The sequence below is a fragment of the Altererythrobacter lutimaris genome (genome assembly GCF_013371495.1).
Classification (GTDB): Bacteria; Pseudomonadota; Alphaproteobacteria; order Sphingomonadales; family Sphingomonadaceae; genus Erythrobacter; species Erythrobacter lutimaris_A.
This window is the reverse complement of sequence record NZ_JABWTA010000001.1, coordinates 2,717,270-2,732,492: the sequence shown is the minus strand read 5'-3', so window position 1 is coordinate 2,732,492 and position 15,223 is coordinate 2,717,270. Positions and strand designations below refer to the sequence as shown.

Below are 15,223 nucleotides of genomic sequence, written 5' to 3'. Positions count from 1 at the left end.
GAATCGCTTCGCGGAGGGGAGTGACGTGTCTGCGCGATGCCGCGCTCAGCGTCAATCAAGATTAGGACGTAGCCAGCGCTCCGCCGTGGATAGCTCAACATCGCGCCGCTTTGCGTAGTCTTCCAACTGATCGCGACCAACGCGGGCAACGCCGAAATACTGGCTTTCCGGATGCCCGAAATAGAAGCCGCTTACGGCCGCCGTCGGCCACATCGCGAAGTTTTCCGTCAGCGAGAGGCCAGTGTGTTTCTCTGCATCAAGCAATTCGAACAGGATCGGCTTTAGCGAGTGATCGGGACACGCCGGATAACCGGGAGCAGGACGAATTCCGCGATATTTTTCCTTGATCAGCGCTTCATTGTCGAGCTGCTCGCCCGGCGCGTAGCCCCACAGGTCTGTGCGGACATGCTGGTGCAAGCGTTCGGCGAAAGCTTCAGCAAACCGGTCTGCGAGGGCTTTCAGGAGAATGTCCGAATAGTCGTCTTTGTCTGCCAGAAAGCGCGCGGAATGCGGCTCGATCCCGTGAATACCGACTGCAAAGCCGCCGATCCAGTCGCCGTCGGGATCAATGAAGTCAGCCAAGCACATATTCGCACGGTCGCGGCTCTTCTTCACTTGCTGGCGCAGGAACGACAACCGAACATTCTCTTCGCGGTTGACCCGGTGGATAATCACATCGTCGCGACATTCATGGTCGCGCGCACAAGGCCAGAAGCCTGCGACACCGCGCGCTGTCAGCCACTTTTCGCTGACGATCTGATCGAGCATGGCATTGGCATCGTCGAACAGCTGGCTTGCGGTTTCGCCGACAACCTCGTCCTTCAGAATGGCAGGGTAGTTGCCATGCAGCTCCCACGCGCGGAAGAAAGGCGTCCAGTCGATATATTCGCGCAGATCAGCAAGGTCCCAATCCTGGAAATCATGGATCCCGGGCTTCAATGGCGGTGCGGGCTTGTCGCTCAAGAAAGCATCGTAGTAATTCGCGCGTGCCTCTTCGAGCGAGAGCAGCACGCTCTGGCCTTTTCCTTCGCGCGCATCGCGAACCTTCTGGTAGTCGCCTGCTGTCTCGCCAACGAAATCATCGCGCTGCGTATCGGACAGTAGCTTGGACGCTACACCAACCGCGCGGCTCGCATCGAGCACATAAATGACCGGGCCTTCATAAGCCGGATCGATCTTGAGCGCGGTGTGGACCTTGCTGGTCGTCGCCCCACCAATTAGCAACGGCATCTGCATGTCAGCGCGCTGCATCTCTTCTGCAACGGTGACCATCTCGTCCAATGACGGAGTGATCAGGCCGGAAAGTCCGATCATATCGGCTTTATTATCGTTAGCCGCTTTGAGGATGTCTTGCCATGGCACCATGACGCCCAAATCGACCACTTCATAGCCATTGCACTGCAAAACCACGCCGACGATGTTCTTGCCGATGTCGTGCACATCGCCCTTCACCGTCGCCATGATGATGGTGCCTTTGGAGCTGCGCTCAGCCTCCGGCAGTAATTCCTTCTCCGCTTCGATGAAGGGGATGAGATGCGCGACCGCTTTCTTCATTACGCGCGCGGATTTCACCACTTGGGGTAGGAACATCTTGCCGGAGCCGAATAGGTCGCCGACCACATTCATGCCGTCCATCAAAGGACCTTCGATCACTTCGATCGGGCGCCCGCCTGCTTCTTCAGTCGCGGCGCGCATGATCTCCGTATCGTCGACGATATGCGCGTCGATGCCTTTGACGAGCGCGTGCTCCAGCCGCTTTTCAACCGGCCATCCGCGCCATTCCTCCGCCGCCTTTTCGTCGGCAACAGACTTGCCTTTATAGCTCTCCGCCAGATCGATCAGTCGCTCGGTTGCATCCGGGCGGCGCATCAGGATCACGTCCTCGCAGGCCTCTCGCAAGGTCGCATCGATACCGTCATAAATGTCGAGTTGTCCCGCATTGACGATCGCCATGTCGAGCCCAGCGGGAATGGCGTGATAGAGAAACACCGAGTGCATCGCACGGCGCACGGTTTCGTTTCCGCGGAAGCTAAACGAGAGGTTGGAGAGCCCGCCACTGGTCTTCGCGTGTGGGCAGGCCGCCTTGATTTCCTTCACCGCTTCGATGAAGTCCAGTCCGTAGCGGTCATGCTCTTCAATCCCGGTGGCCACTGCGAAGATGTTCGGATCGAAGATGATGTCTTCAGGCGGAAAACCGATGCTGGTCAGGAGCTTGTAAGCGCGGGTACAAATCTCGACCTTGCGGTCCTTGGTATCGGCCTGACCCGTTTCGTCGAAGGCCATTACGACCACAGCTGCACCGTAAGCCATGCATTTGCGGGCTTGCTCCAGGAAAGGCTCCTCGCCTTCCTTCATCGAAATCGAATTGACGATCGGCTTGCCCGAAACGCATTTGAGCCCCGCTTCGATAACGCCCCATTTGGAGCTGTCGATCATCACTGGAACGCGCGCGATGTCAGGCTCTGCAGCGATCAGCTTCAAGAACGTCGTCATCGCCTTCTCAGCGTCGAGCAGGCCTTCGTCCATGTTGACGTCGATTACCTGCGCGCCGTTCTCGACCTGTTGGCGCGCAACGTCGACGGCGGTGCTGTAATCGTCCGCCATGATGAGCTTTTTGAACCGGGCAGAGCCGGTCACATTGGTGCGTTCACCCACATTGATGAAGCGCGCGGAACTCGCTGGCTGAGTCATGCAGCCACCACAAATGGCTCGAGGCCAGCGAGACGCATGGCGGTTTCAGGCTGAGGCACTTTGCGAGGCGGCAAGCCTTTCACAGCCTTGCCAATCGCAGCAATATGCTCGGGCGAGGAACCGCAGCACCCGCCGAGAATATTGGCCTGGCCGTTTTCTGCCCACAGCTTGACCAGCGAGGCCGTCGTTTCGGGCAGCTCGTCATACTCGCCGAGTTCGTTGGGAAGACCCGCATTAGGATACGCCATCAACAGTGTATCCGCGAGACCGGAGAGCGATTGTACATGCGGGCGCAGCTGATCCGCACCGAAGCTGCAATTGAGGCCAATCGTCAGTGGGTTAGCGTGCTTCACAGCATACCAAAACGCTTCAACCGTGTGACCTGAGAGGTTGCGTCCGGACAGGTCGGTCAGCGTCATCGAGATCATCACCGGCACATCCCTGCCCAGTTCAGCCTCAAGCTGTTTGACGGCCATAATGCCGGCTTTGGCATTGAGCGTATCAAACACGGTTTCAATCAGGATGAAATCACAGCCCCCTTCAACAAGTGCGGCGGCCTGCTCTTTATAAACCGCGACCAGCTCGTCGAAATCGATCTCGCGAAAACCAGGGTCTTCGACATCAGGTGAAAGCGAAAGCGTCTTATTGGTTGGGCCGATTGCGCCCGCAACAAAACGGGGGCGTCCATCCTTGGCTGCATATTCGTCTGCCAATTCACGCGCGATCTTGCCGCTCGCAATATTGATCGCAGCGACTTGATCCTCTGCCGCATAATCGGCCTGAGAAATACGATTGGCCGAGAAAGTGTTGGTCGAGACCACATCAGAGCCAGCATCCAAGTAGCTGCGCGTAATATCCGCGATAACATCAGGGCGCGTCAGCGCGAGGATATCGTTATTGCCCTTCTGGTCGGCAGATAGCCCCAGGTCGCCTGCATAGTCCTCTTCGGTCAGCTTGCGGTTCTGGATCTGAGTCCCGAACGCGCCATCGAAGATGAGGATGCGCTTGGCGGCTTCGGCCTGTAACTGTTCACGCGCGCTCATCATGCAACTGCCTTCGGACGCGCGCCCAGCATATGGCAAATCGCATAGCTCAACTCTGCGCGGTTCAGTGTGTAGAAATGGAAGTTGCGCTCGCCGCCTGCATAGAGCTTGCGGCACAGCTCAGCCGCAATTGTAGCGCTCACCAATTGGCGCGCTTCCGGGCGCTCGTCCAAGCCTTCGAACAGACCTGCCATCCAGTCAGGGATCGCAGTGCCACACATGCTCGACATGCGTTGTACGGCTGCAAAGCTCATGATCGGCATGATGCCCGGCACAATCTCAGCATCGATACCAGCCGCCGCTGCCTTGTCGCGGAAGCGGAAGAAGCATTCCGGGTCGAAGAAGAATTGCGTGATCGCGCGGTCGGCGCCTGCATCGAACTTGGCTTTGAGATTGTCCAAGTCAGTCTGCGCATCAGGCGAATCCGGATGCACTTCCGGATAGGCCGCAACCGAGATTTCGAAATCTGCGACTTTCTTGAGGCCGCCAATCAGATCGACCGCGTTCTCATAACCGCCTGGATGCGGCGTGTATTGACCGTTGCCGTCGGGCGGATCACCGCGCAGCGCAACGAGATGCCGGATGCCGCTTTCCCAGTAATGCCGCGCAACTTCATTGACTTCCTCACGGGTCGCGTTGACGCAAGTGAGGTGAGCAGCAGCGGGGATGCTGGTTTCCCGATTGATCCGCACGACTTGCTCATGCGTGCGCTCGCGTGTCGAGCCACCTGCACCGTAAGTGACCGAGACAAAGCGCGGCCCAAGAGGTGCTAGTGTCGCAACGCTGTCCCACAGAGTCTGCGACATCTTCTCTGTCTTGGGCGGAAAGAACTCAAAGCTGATGCCGATATCGCCCGGCAGATCGGAAAACAGCGGCGCACCGGCAGCCGTCCGCGCCTCAGCCGCAGGATCAAGACCCTGTTTATACGTACCGCTCATGCGGCTATCTCCTTGCCTGACGTTGCATTAGTCATCGGGATACGGCGGCCAATCCATATTTTCACAGTGAGCTCGCCTCCATCCAGGGCTTGCGCCGCTGTTGTCTCAAACCCTGATTGGCTGAGCAGTTCCTCGATTTGTGCATCTGAAAAACCAAGCCGCGCATGGGCATGTTTCTCGCGCAGTTCTTCGTGCGCATGGGCTGCAAAGTCGACGATTGCGATATGGGCGCCATCACGAGCAACCCGCGCAGCTTCTGCCAACGCTTGCTCAGGCTCTTGCGCGAAATGCAGCACCTGATGAAGCAATATCGTGTCGAAACTGGCGAGACTGAACGGCAAGTCCGTGAAATCGCCTTGCACGAGTTCAACCTGCTGGGTTGGCAAATGCTGAAGCTTGGCCCGCGCAACTCGCAGCATTTCCAGACTCTTGTCGAGCGCGACAACATGATCTGCAGAATGCGCAAACAGCTCTGCCATCCGGCCTGTACCCGTGCCGATATCAAGCACCCGGCCCAAGGAACCATCTCCGAGCATTTCAACGAGTTTCGCTTCTACCAATTGGTCGGGACTATGGAGGCTGCGTAATTCATCCCATTCAGACGCGTGGCGGGTGAAATAGTCTTCTGCCGTGTCTTGCCGGGCAGAACGTATTGCGTTCAATTTGCGCCGGTCTTCTTCGCATTGCGCTGCGAATTCGGGATCCTCCTGCTCAGCCTCAGCAAGCAGTTGAGTGATGCCTTCGCCTAGCTTCGAGCTATGCTCGCAGCCGGTTGCGGCGCGCAGGAAAACCCAACTACCTTCGCGACGGCGCTCAGCGAGCCCCGCATCACACAAAATGCCGACATGACGCGAGACCCGCGGCTGGCTTTGTCCAAGCACTTGCGCAAGCTCGCCTACGGCAAGCTCCATCGCACCCAGCAAGCGCACAATGCGTAACCGGGTCGGGTCGGCCAAGGCCCTGAAGAGCGTTTCAATCTGCATGACCAGAGGGGGATATAAAGATATTTTTATATGTGTAAATGATGCAGATGCATCGAGCTTTAGTAAAGCTTCATACTTTACGTGGCGCAGCTGAGTTCTTTAATTGCGCTTCCACGTGACGGGACACGCTTCTGAGGTTGAAGGAGAGCAAGCAAATGGTGCCGCTTAGCAGACTCGAACTGCTGACCCCATCATTACGAATGATGTGCTCTACCAACTGAGCTAAAGCGGCACTTGCGAAGGCGCGCTGCGCCATTGCAGAGATGTGGAGGCCCGAGCCGGAATCGAACCGGCGTACAAGGATTTGCAGTCCTCTGCGTCACCACTCCGCCATCGGGCCTCGTCCGTCCTTTCGGAGCGAGAAGCGGCCCCTAGCGATTCCGCGCACGCAAGGCAATCGCCTTTGCACTGCAAGGCGAACAATCATCAGCCAGAAGATGCTTTACGTTAAGTCAATCTGGACGAAGGCCGCACAATTCGCAAAAGGGCATGGGTCATGAGCATTTCAGACCTGATCGACCCGATTACAGCAGCCGGCGGACCGGTCACCCTGTCCGCGCATGAGACCTGGGCACAAGGGCGCGCAGTCTATGGCGGTGCCTCCGCCCTCATTGCTTACACGACAGCAATTCGTGCATTCGATGGATTGCCGCCGCTCCGCGCTGTCCAAGCGACATTCGTCTCGCCGTTCGGGCCAGAGATCGAGCTTAAGCGTGAAATCGTCCGCCAAGGTCGCAATGTCGCACAAGTGCGCAGCGAGATTTGGACCGATCAGGGCTGCGCTTTTACCGCGTTCTTCCTGTTTGGCTCAGAGCGCGAGCCCAATGCAAGGCATCCGGCAAGCACTCTCGCACACTGGCCGGGCCTGCCGCAGGACAATGAGGCACTCTCAACCGAGCGCGCGCCTGAATTCCTGAAACAGCATTTCGAAATCCGCCGCGCGCAGGACCAGCGCGGACCGGGCGAACCGACCGTGCGGCGCTGGGCGCGCCTGAAGGATCGGGCTGGCCTTGATTCCATTAGCGAGCTGGTCCTGCTGGGCGATGTTTTGCCGCCTGGTGCCATGCGCGCGATGCAGCGCCAAGGGCCGATCAGCTCGATCAACTGGTCGTTCAATATCCTGGATCCTGAACCCGAGACCGAGGAAGGGTGGTGGCTGTCAGAAAATGCGAGCCAGCACGCCGACCATGGCTATTCATCCGAGCGCCTGCGCGTGTGGAACACGAAAGGCGAGCAAATCCTCGACGGCATGCAATGCGTGGCGGTGTTCGGCTAATATTAGCCCGCGTCCGCTCACACGTCTGCGAAGTTCGCCGCGCGCTTTTGCATTTCCGACATGACCGCTTCGACCTGATTAGGCTGCCGGATAATTTTATCCTGCTCCACGCTTTCCGCCATCAGGATTGCATCGGTCGGTTCATCGTCCATCACGTCCTGCAAGCGTTTTGCCGCCCGGATCGCTTCGGGGTTCTTGTTCGCGATGATGTCGGCTAGCGCCATCGCGCGGTTAAGCGGATCCGCATCGACATGGGTGGCGAGCCCCAGCTGCAGCGCCTCTTCGCCGCTAAACTCGCGATTGGTATAAATGAGTTCGCGCAACACGTCGCCGCGTACAAGGCCGCGCCACAAGGCATAGCCGCCCATATCAGGGACCAAGCCCCATTTCATTTCCATGATCGCCATGCGCGTGTCCGGCGCCACGATGCGAATGTCCGCGCCGCTTGCGATCTGAAGGCCTCCGCCGAAGCACACTCCATGGACCGCCGCGATCACTGGAACAGGGCATTTGCGCCATGTCATGGCCACCTGTTGCGGCAGATTGGAGTTGCCGTGCGTGCGCTCTGTCAGCGACTTCGCCCCTGACCCGGTTGGTTGCGAAAAACCAGAAACATCGAGCCCTGCACAAAATGCGCGTCCCTCGCCTGAGAGCACGACCGCACGCAGACCCTTCAAGCCGGCCAGCTCTTCGCCGATCGCTGCGATTGCGTCAAACATCGCTGGGTCGAGCGCATTCATCTTGTCGGGCCGCGCAAGGCGGACATGCGCTACCCCAGTTTCACTCAATTCATAAGTGACACGCTTGTTTTCGCTCATCGATGGTCCTTTTAGATCAAAATCTTCAAAGACCTTCCTGACTGAAGTCAATTGCGCTGTCCACACCCAGCGCGCACGGCTCCGCGTTATGTAGCCTCTACCAAGGCGCTCGGCTGAAGCGGAAGTTGCTCGGCCCGATCGGGGCATTCAAGCGGTACCCTCCGTCAGGAAGGGTCTCGACCATATGGTCGAGCTTGAACGGCTCCAGTTTGGACCGCAACCGAGAAATATGCACCGCAAGACTATTCGTCTCGGGATCGAAATTGATCCGCCACACATCTTCCAGCAATTGCTGGCGCGTCAACGGCTCGCCCGGGCTTTCCGCCATACGCCAGAAAAGAGCAAACTCTCGCGGATGCAAATGGAGCCACTTATCCTGGACCCGCCCGTCCCGATGGAACAGGTCCAGTGTGACATCCCCCGCTTCCATAAAGCGCGGCATCATGATGTTCTCGTCTTCGGATAAGCGAGATACTGAATTGTTTTTCATTGCGCCCCCCCAGGCTTGTCCAAGACTTGCAAACTCGTCGTCGTCTCCCTGCTGCAAAATCTCACCTTCAGAATTAGAGTAACGTGTAATTGACCCCAATCAAGTGGACACTTTTATACGCCAGTCGCGGTAGTCACCCCATATTTTCTTGCGTTTTACATGGTAAGCGAGGCCACCAAGTAAAATCAGCAACTGAAAGTAGGAGGGTGAGATCGCGAGAATTGCATAAGCAATGGGTTTCATCATTACTGCAATCTCGCGCGCAACATGGGCGGTTGTAGCCACCAACTGGAACGCTGCAATCCACAAAGGGTAAAGCCTGTTGGCTTGCAGCGCGATGCCGACCAGCAGCACTGATGCGGTAACATCGAGCACTGCATGGCCAACATCTACATCGCTAAGCTCGAAGCCTGCTCCGAATATCAGGTGATAGATCGCATCACCGACTTGGAATACCAGAAGAAGGACAAGAGCAGTCCACCGTTCCGGTGCACCGCCCCAGCGCAGCGCGCAAAGGCAGATGACAAAGCCCAAGACACGCTGCACCTCGTCACGGTATTCCAGGATCAGATCGAACATGAGCTGACTGGGTTCAGACGGCTTCGAAAGTCTTCGCTGGCGCGCTTTCGTCGACGAGGCCTGACGGTTCCAATTCTGTCGGAATATCCTCGTCCATTACAGCGGTCGTGCGCGCAATCTTGCTTAGCTCGTCATGCACGCGCAGCAGATTAGTCGACATCGACATCGCTTGCTGTTCCGCTTGAGTGAGGCGCATCAATGCGCGCTGACCTGTGTCCACTTCAATCGCAGGATTTTGTCTTGCGGCAATCATCGCCTGACGCAGCTTAGCGAAAGCGAGCATGGATTCATCGGCCAATGCCTCAGCTTCGCGGATCAGTTTCTTAAGGTTGTATGCGTCTGCAAGAATACGGTCAGTCATTGAGTAGTCTCCATCTGACCACCGTGCTCCTAAAGTGGTCACAGATTCTCCTCGGGGACAGCTGCAACACCTTCCATCGCTTCGCTCAATGCCAATGCCGCTGTAACCGACAACACCACTGCAGCCAGGATTCCGAATGCAATCCCGACAATGGCGGCAAGGCGAAAGATGACAGCATGTTCGCCGTCGAGCACCCCGGGGACAATCTTCGGTTCTAACTGGTCCGCTCCTGAAGCCATTAAAGGCATGACCGGAGCGTACGACCCAGCGGACTGATCCGAAGCGCTGTCCCGAAGCCGGTGATCGACCAACCCGGCTTCTTCGGGGAGCTGCTTTTTACTGTATTCAGGTTTTCTCAAGGGGGTGGTTTCAGGCAAAATACCGCGCGCGCGCTGACAGGCCCGGTATTTCTCTACCAGTTCGTTGAGGCTGCCTGCCTCGAAGATATCTTTCAATGCGCGGATGTGCTGATTGATGCGGGTCTCTGAAACGCCCAGTTCATTCGCGATGACTTTGATCGGAACACGGCGATCGATGCGCTCCATGACGGAGCGTTGACGCGCAGTCAGCTTCTGCACGATGGTTGAACCAGCCGAATTATCCTCAGAAGCCATATTTGCTCAATGTAACCCTTCGGCTAACTTTTAGGTCCGAAATGGTTCAGTCAAGCGGGCTATTTGGAAGCCTTTGATTTCTCGCGATTCAATTTCCCGCGTTAATGCCCAATGAACCAAACCAGCGCTTAATATTGCGCGCTGCTTGACGCAAACGCTGTTCATTCTCGACCATTGCAATGCGGACGAAACCTTCGCCCTCTTCGCCATATCCGACGCCAGGCGCGACAGCGACTTCCGCTTCTGTGAGCAATTGCTTGGAGAACTCAAGACTGCCCATATCCTTCAAAGCTGGCGGCAGTGGCGCCCAAGCGAACATGGATGCAGGCGGCGCGGGGATATCCCAGCCAGCGCGCGCAAAAGCTTCGACCATCACGTCGCGGCGCTTGTGATAAAGCTCGCGATTGCTCGCGACGATATCTTGTGGGCCGTTGATCGCGGCACACGCTGCTGCCTGGATCGGTGTGAACGCGCCATAGTCGAGATAGCTTTTCACGCGCGTCATTGCTGCAATGAGCTGCTTGTTGCCGACTGCAAATCCCATTCGCCAACCGGCCATGGAATAGGTCTTGCTCATGCTTGTGAATTCGACCGCAACATCCTTCGCACCTTTGACCTGCATGATCGATGGCGTTGGGTTACCGTCAAAATAGAGTTCTGAGTATGCAAGATCAGAGAGGATCCACACGCCATTGTCGCGCGCCCAATCAACCAGCCGTTCATAGAATGCTAGATCAACAACTTCTGCAGTGGGGTTTGAGGGATAATTCACAACCAGCACGCTGGGACGCGGGACTGTGAAGTTCATCGCATTCTCAAGCGCCCGCCAATATTCTTCGTCCGGTGTTGTCGGCACAGCGCGGATAGTTGCGCCTGCGATGATAAAGCCGAAAGTATGGATCGGATAAGATGGATTGGGCGCAAGAACGACATCGCCTGGGGCTGTGATCGCGTTGGCAAGGCTCGCAAGACCTTCCTTGGAGCCCATCGTTACAACAACTTCGGTCTCTGGATCGATATCCACCCCAAAACGGCGGTCGTAATACCCGGCTTGTGCTTTGCGTAGCCCCGGAATGCCGCGCGACTGCGAATAGCCGTGTGCGTCCGGTTTCTGCGCAACCTCGCACAATTTCTCGATCACATGCGCTGGCGGAGGCTGATCAGGGTTGCCCATACCCAGATCGATAATGTCTTTACCCGCACGACGCGCCGCATGCCGCATGCCGTTCACTTCAGCGATGACGTAAGGCGGCAAGCGCTTCATGCGGTAGAATTGGTCGTCCATAAGTCCTATCGATCTGCCTTGGCGGCTGTTGAAATTGGCAGGAACCAAACGGCCCTGTCCTGCATACGAATCTATGCGAATATTACGTGAAGTGGGAAGCCACTTTCGCTATTCCATGGAATATTAATTCAATCTGCTATCGGAACGCATCACATGACCAAGGACACAAACGAGCTCTGGAGCGAAGCAACCGGCCCGATGCGTGCGTTTTTCGACATGCAAGGTGAGGCCATGCGCGAGCTTGCGGGCGGCCTTTCCGACAAGCTTCCATTGGTTAATCTGCTCAAAGGGACCGCAGGCGATAGCGAAGAAGCAGCCACCTGGGCCGCAACTGCGCAAGAGCTCAAGGACATTTGGCTGGAGTTTGTTCAGCAGCAGTCTGCCGACAAAGGCAATGAAAGCGGGGCCAACCCGTTTGATCCGATGCGGTTCATGCTGATGACGGAATCCCTCGCCAAGCAAGTTCCGTCCGGTCCGTTCGCGCTCCAGGCCAAACTGGCTGGCGATACCATGGCCATGTGGCAGAGCGTGTTTCAGCGCTTCACTTCGCTCGCGACAACTCCGGATGCTGAAGACAAGCCCGCATTGCCTAAACAAGATCGCCGATTTGCTGATCCGGCATGGGCAGAGCACCCGGCCTTCGCTGTCCTCCATCAGACTTATCTGATGCTGGCTGAGTATTTCATCCAGTCCGCCAAACAAGTCGAAGGGATCGCGCCGGAGAAAAAGCAGCAGCTGGAATTCGCGACCACCGCATTAGTGGAAGCAATGAGCCCGGCGAACTTCCTTGCAACCAATCCGGTTGTCTTGAAGCGTACATTGGAAACCCGCGGCCAGAATCTGGTCAACGGCATGCGCCATCTGGTGAATGATCTGAAGCGCGGCCAGCTCACTCACACAGATTCTAACGCATTCACGCTTGGAGAGAACCTCGCCGCGACGCCTGGCAAGGTTGTGCATGAAACGCCGCTCTATCAGCTGGTGCAGTACAGCCCTTCTACAGAGGAGGTCCTTGAAACGCCGTTGGTGATCTTCCCTCCATGGATCAACCGGTTCTACATTCTCGACCTCACGCCTAAGAAAAGCTTCATCAAATGGGCGGTCGATCAAGGTATCACTGTGTTCGTCGTCAGCTGGAAGTCTGCAGATGCGAGCATGAAGGATGTCGTGTGGGACGATTACATCCGCTCGCAAATTGATGCGATCGATCATGTCCGCAAGCGGCTCAAAGTCGAAAGCGTTCATACGATCGGGTATTGTGTGGCTGGCACGACATTGGCCGCAACGCTCGCAGTGCTGGAAAAGCGCAATGAAGCGAAGAAGGTCAAGAGCGCGACATTCTTCACCGCGCAAGTCGATTTCGAGAAGAGCGGGGAGCTCAAGCATTTCATCGACGATGCCCAGCTCGAAATGATCGAAAACCTCTCGACAGAAGGCTATCTTGACGGGCGCTATCTGGCGGCGACGTTCAATTCGCTGCGCGGCAAGGACCTGATCTGGAATTACGTGGTCAACAATTACCTGCTGGGCGAGGACTATCCGGCTTTCGACTTGCTGCACTGGAATGGCGATGTAACCAATCTGCCTTCGAAGTGGCATGGCGACTATCTGCGTGACCTCTATCGCGACAACAAGCTGGTCCAGCCCAATGCGCTTGAAGCAGACGGCACCAAGATCAATCTCACAAAAGTGAAGACACCGGCATATGTGCAGGCCGGCAAGGAAGATCATATTGCCCCTGCCCCGAGCGTGTGGCGGATCACAGAACACTTCCGGGGGCCAATGACCTTTATCCTTGCGGGCTCCGGTCATATTGCAGGCGTGGTGAACCCGCCAGCGGCTGGAAAATACCAATACTGGACCGGCGATAGCAAAGCGAAATCGCTCGATGACTTCATTGCTGGGGCACAAGAGCATCCGGGCAGCTGGTGGCCGCATTGGCTCGACTGGCTGCACGATCAGGATGCGGAAAAAGTCCCTGCAAAAGGCAAGCGCAAGCCTGGCGGAAAGGGTGACAAAGTCATCGAAGACGCACCCGGTCGCTATGTAAAGACGCGCTAAGCTCTTCAAACTAAAGCGCTATACTGGTTTTTGTGCACTGCACAAAAAATGCTTGACTTCGCAGTTGCAATGCCTATTTTGTGCACTGCAACAAAGACGAGGTTCTCATGGCTACCAACGCCACATCAAAAATCGATGCTGCTGCTGAAAAGGCATATGCTGAAGCGGCTGCAAAGAAGAACGTAAGCGAGAAGGCAGTTGAGAAAGCTGTCGAAGCTGACGCGCCGAAGCCAAAGGTAAAGCCTGCGGCGGTCAAGAAGGCAGTAGCCAAGAAAGCTCCTGCCAAGAAAACTGCAGCGAAGAAGGCTCCAGCCAAGAAGCGCGCTGCGCCAAAGAAAGTTGCCGCGAAGAAAGCGCCTGCCAAGAAGGTAGTAGCGAAGAAAACTGCAGCGAAGAAGGCTCCTGCCAAGACCGCTGCGAAAACCAAAGTTTCAACCGATAATCCTGTTATCCAACTGAAGGACAAGATCATGGCCACTGCCAAGACCAACGATTTCACTGCTCAGGCCAAGGAAATGGCTGCTGACGTTCAAGAGCGTTTCAAAACCGCTGCTGCCAAGGCTGGCGAATTCGCGAGCGAAGCTGGCGAATTCAACAAGGCAAACATCGAAGCCGTCGTTGAGAGCGGCAAAGTGATGTTCGCCGGCGCACAGGACCTGGTTCGCGCTGACGTTGAAACCGGCAAGACCGTTGTCGAAACCGTCACTGCTGACGTGAAGAAGATGGCTGCTGTTAAGTCACCAACTGAACTCATGCAGCTTCAGGGCGAACTCGCTCGCCGCAACTTCGACGCTGTTGTTTCTTACAGCTCGAAGCGCACGGAAGAGATCGTAAAGCTTTACAACGACGCTTTCGCACCGATCTCCAGCCGCATGAGCGTTGCTGCAGAGAAGATCTCAAAGGCTGCCTAAGCCTTTGAACGTTCCATACGGGCTGGCCTCCCTCTCCCTTTAGCCAGCCGTTGGAAGTACAAGCCGAGGGGATCCCGAGCGGATCTCCTCGGTTTTTGTACTCAGGCGGCCAAGCATATTGGATAAGCATCCGCCGAGCCCAAATGCCGCATTCATGCGTTAACTTCATCGCACCACCTTGCGATTATGCAATTGGATACGATATTGCGCCTGACTTCATGATGGACCGGAACCGCCTTTCTTCGCCCGATCAGGCAGAATTTGCGCCGCAGGGCGCACGGGTGATCGCGCCTGTCCGCCTCGCCGGGACCGATGGCGATGATGCCGATAGCGAAGATGAAGTCGGCATTGCGACCAAGACCAAGGCAAAGCCGAAGAAACCGAGCCAGTACAAAGTCCTGATGCTGAATGACGATTACACGCCGATGGAATTCGTCGTGATGGTGCTGAAGCGGTTCTTCAACATGGATCTGGAAGAGGCGACGCGGGTCATGCTGCACGTCCACCAGAAGGGCGTCGGCGTGTGCGGCATCTTCCCTTACGAAGTCGCTGAAACCAAAGTGAACCAGGTGATGGATTTCGCGCGGCAGAACCAGCATCCGCTGCAATGCACGCTGGAAAAAGCCTGAACTGAGAACCGATCAAGCGGAGGCAAGAATATGCGCCAGCCGCATCATCCAGAGCCTGATCCCGTCCAGCCCCGACAGGAAAGCGTGTGGGACTACCCTCGTCCAGCGATTGCTGAACCGACCGACCGCCGCATCCAGATCATCCATCGCGGGACTATGCTGGTCGACAGCAAGCGCGCTTGGCGTACGCTCGAAACCAGCCATCCGCCGACCTATTACATTCCGCGAAGCGACATCGCGATGGAGCATCTGACGCGCAATCCGCGCCGCTCCCTGTGCGAGTGGAAGGGTCAAGCAAGCTATTGGGACATCGAGCTATCAGGCGAGCGTATTGAAGCGGCCGCGTGGTCCTACGAGCAGCCAACACCCGCTTTCGAGCCCATCGCAGGTTATCTCGCATTCTATCCTGAGCCTTTTGATCAATGCTTAGTCGATGGCGAGCAAATCACGCCGCAGCCGGGGAGTTTCTATGGCGGCTGGATCAGCCAATACGAAGCAGGCCCCTTTAAAGGCATCCCGGGAAGCCGCTTCTGGTAAGCCCCCA

15 protein-coding genes and 2 tRNA genes are annotated in these 15,223 nt (G+C 56.6%); 5 read left to right on the top strand and 12 right to left on the bottom strand.

Features of this window, described 5'->3' with window-relative positions:
• Positions 1–51: 51 nt before the first annotated feature.
• From metH to HUO12_RS13285, 6 genes are all read right to left on the bottom strand, one after another.
• Positions 52–2,691, bottom strand: a complete 2,640-nt coding sequence (metH, locus tag HUO12_RS13310) for a methionine synthase (protein WP_176274053.1) — start codon at positions 2,689–2,691, stop codon at positions 52–54.
• The gene (locus HUO12_RS13305) at positions 2,688–3,734 is read right to left on the bottom strand and encodes a homocysteine S-methyltransferase family protein (RefSeq protein ID WP_176274464.1); all 1,047 of its coding nucleotides are present in this window, start codon (positions 3,732–3,734) and stop codon (positions 2,688–2,690) included. Before HUO12_RS13305 ends, metH begins: the two co-directional genes overlap by 4 nt.
• Positions 3,734–4,672, bottom strand: a complete 939-nt coding sequence (gene metF / locus HUO12_RS13300; protein ID WP_176274052.1) for a methylenetetrahydrofolate reductase — start codon at positions 4,670–4,672, stop codon at positions 3,734–3,736. Before metF ends, HUO12_RS13305 begins: the two co-directional genes overlap by 1 nt.
• Positions 4,669–5,655 (bottom strand): ArsR/SmtB family transcription factor, encoded by a 987-nt coding sequence (locus HUO12_RS13295; RefSeq protein ID WP_176274051.1) that lies wholly within the window; start codon positions 5,653–5,655, stop codon positions 4,669–4,671. Before HUO12_RS13295 ends, metF begins: the two co-directional genes overlap by 4 nt.
• Before the next feature lie 156 nt (positions 5,656–5,811).
• Positions 5,812–5,887 (bottom strand) — tRNA-Thr (locus tag HUO12_RS13290).
• A 34-nt stretch (positions 5,888–5,921) separates the two neighbouring features.
• A tRNA-Cys gene (locus HUO12_RS13285) sits at positions 5,922–5,995 on the bottom strand.
• A gap of 156 nt (positions 5,996–6,151) precedes the next feature.
• Between HUO12_RS13285 and HUO12_RS13280 the strand changes: the two genes are divergently transcribed.
• Complete coding sequence (locus tag HUO12_RS13280; RefSeq protein ID WP_176274050.1) at positions 6,152–6,931, top strand: acyl-CoA thioesterase; 780 nt, start codon at positions 6,152–6,154, stop codon at positions 6,929–6,931.
• Positions 6,932–6,948: 17 nt separating this feature from the next.
• On the opposite strand, the gene HUO12_RS13275 is transcribed toward HUO12_RS13280, so the two are convergent.
• From HUO12_RS13275 to HUO12_RS13250, 6 genes are all read right to left on the bottom strand, one after another.
• Positions 6,949–7,749 carry a crotonase/enoyl-CoA hydratase family protein gene (locus tag HUO12_RS13275; RefSeq protein WP_176274049.1) on the bottom strand — a complete coding sequence of 267 codons (801 nt, stop codon included), beginning with the start codon at positions 7,747–7,749 and terminating at the stop codon, positions 6,949–6,951.
• A gap of 97 nt (positions 7,750–7,846) precedes the next feature.
• Positions 7,847–8,239 carry a winged helix-turn-helix domain-containing protein gene (locus tag HUO12_RS13270; protein ID WP_176274048.1) on the bottom strand — a complete coding sequence of 131 codons (393 nt, stop codon included), beginning with the start codon at positions 8,237–8,239 and terminating at the stop codon, positions 7,847–7,849.
• Between the two features lie 99 nt (positions 8,240–8,338).
• Positions 8,339–8,818 (bottom strand): hypothetical protein, encoded by a 480-nt coding sequence (locus HUO12_RS13265; protein WP_176274047.1) that lies wholly within the window; start codon positions 8,816–8,818, stop codon positions 8,339–8,341.
• 13 nt (positions 8,819–8,831) lie between these two features.
• Positions 8,832–9,179 carry a hypothetical protein gene (locus HUO12_RS13260; RefSeq protein WP_232367398.1) on the bottom strand — a complete coding sequence of 116 codons (348 nt, stop codon included), beginning with the start codon at positions 9,177–9,179 and terminating at the stop codon, positions 8,832–8,834.
• A gap of 38 nt (positions 9,180–9,217) precedes the next feature.
• A complete protein-coding gene (locus HUO12_RS13255) occupies positions 9,218–9,793 on the bottom strand; it encodes a LuxR C-terminal-related transcriptional regulator (protein ID WP_408609460.1) in 576 nt (191 codons plus the stop codon).
• Between the two features lie 88 nt (positions 9,794–9,881).
• A complete protein-coding gene (locus HUO12_RS13250; protein ID WP_176274045.1) occupies positions 9,882–11,078 on the bottom strand; it encodes an LL-diaminopimelate aminotransferase in 1,197 nt (398 codons plus the stop codon).
• A 153-nt stretch (positions 11,079–11,231) separates the two neighbouring features.
• On the opposite strand from HUO12_RS13250, the gene HUO12_RS13245 reads away from it, so the two are divergent.
• The 4 genes from HUO12_RS13245 to HUO12_RS13230 all read left to right on the top strand — a co-directional run bounded on the left by HUO12_RS13245 (position 11,232) and on the right by HUO12_RS13230 (position 15,216).
• Positions 11,232–13,139 (top strand): PHA/PHB synthase family protein, encoded by a 1,908-nt coding sequence (locus tag HUO12_RS13245; RefSeq protein ID WP_176274044.1) that lies wholly within the window; start codon positions 11,232–11,234, stop codon positions 13,137–13,139.
• A 107-nt stretch (positions 13,140–13,246) separates the two neighbouring features.
• Positions 13,247–14,050: a phasin family protein gene (locus HUO12_RS13240; protein WP_176274043.1), complete on the top strand. Its 804-nt coding sequence runs from the start codon at positions 13,247–13,249 to the stop codon at positions 14,048–14,050.
• Positions 14,051–14,271: 221 nt separating this feature from the next.
• On the top strand, positions 14,272–14,679 hold the full coding sequence (gene clpS / locus HUO12_RS13235) for an ATP-dependent Clp protease adapter ClpS (protein ID WP_217905301.1): 408 nt from the start codon (positions 14,272–14,274) through the stop codon (positions 14,677–14,679).
• 30 nt (positions 14,680–14,709) lie between these two features.
• Positions 14,710–15,216, top strand: a complete 507-nt coding sequence (locus HUO12_RS13230) for a DUF427 domain-containing protein (protein WP_176274042.1) — start codon at positions 14,710–14,712, stop codon at positions 15,214–15,216.
• Positions 15,217–15,223: the final 7 nt, after the last annotated feature.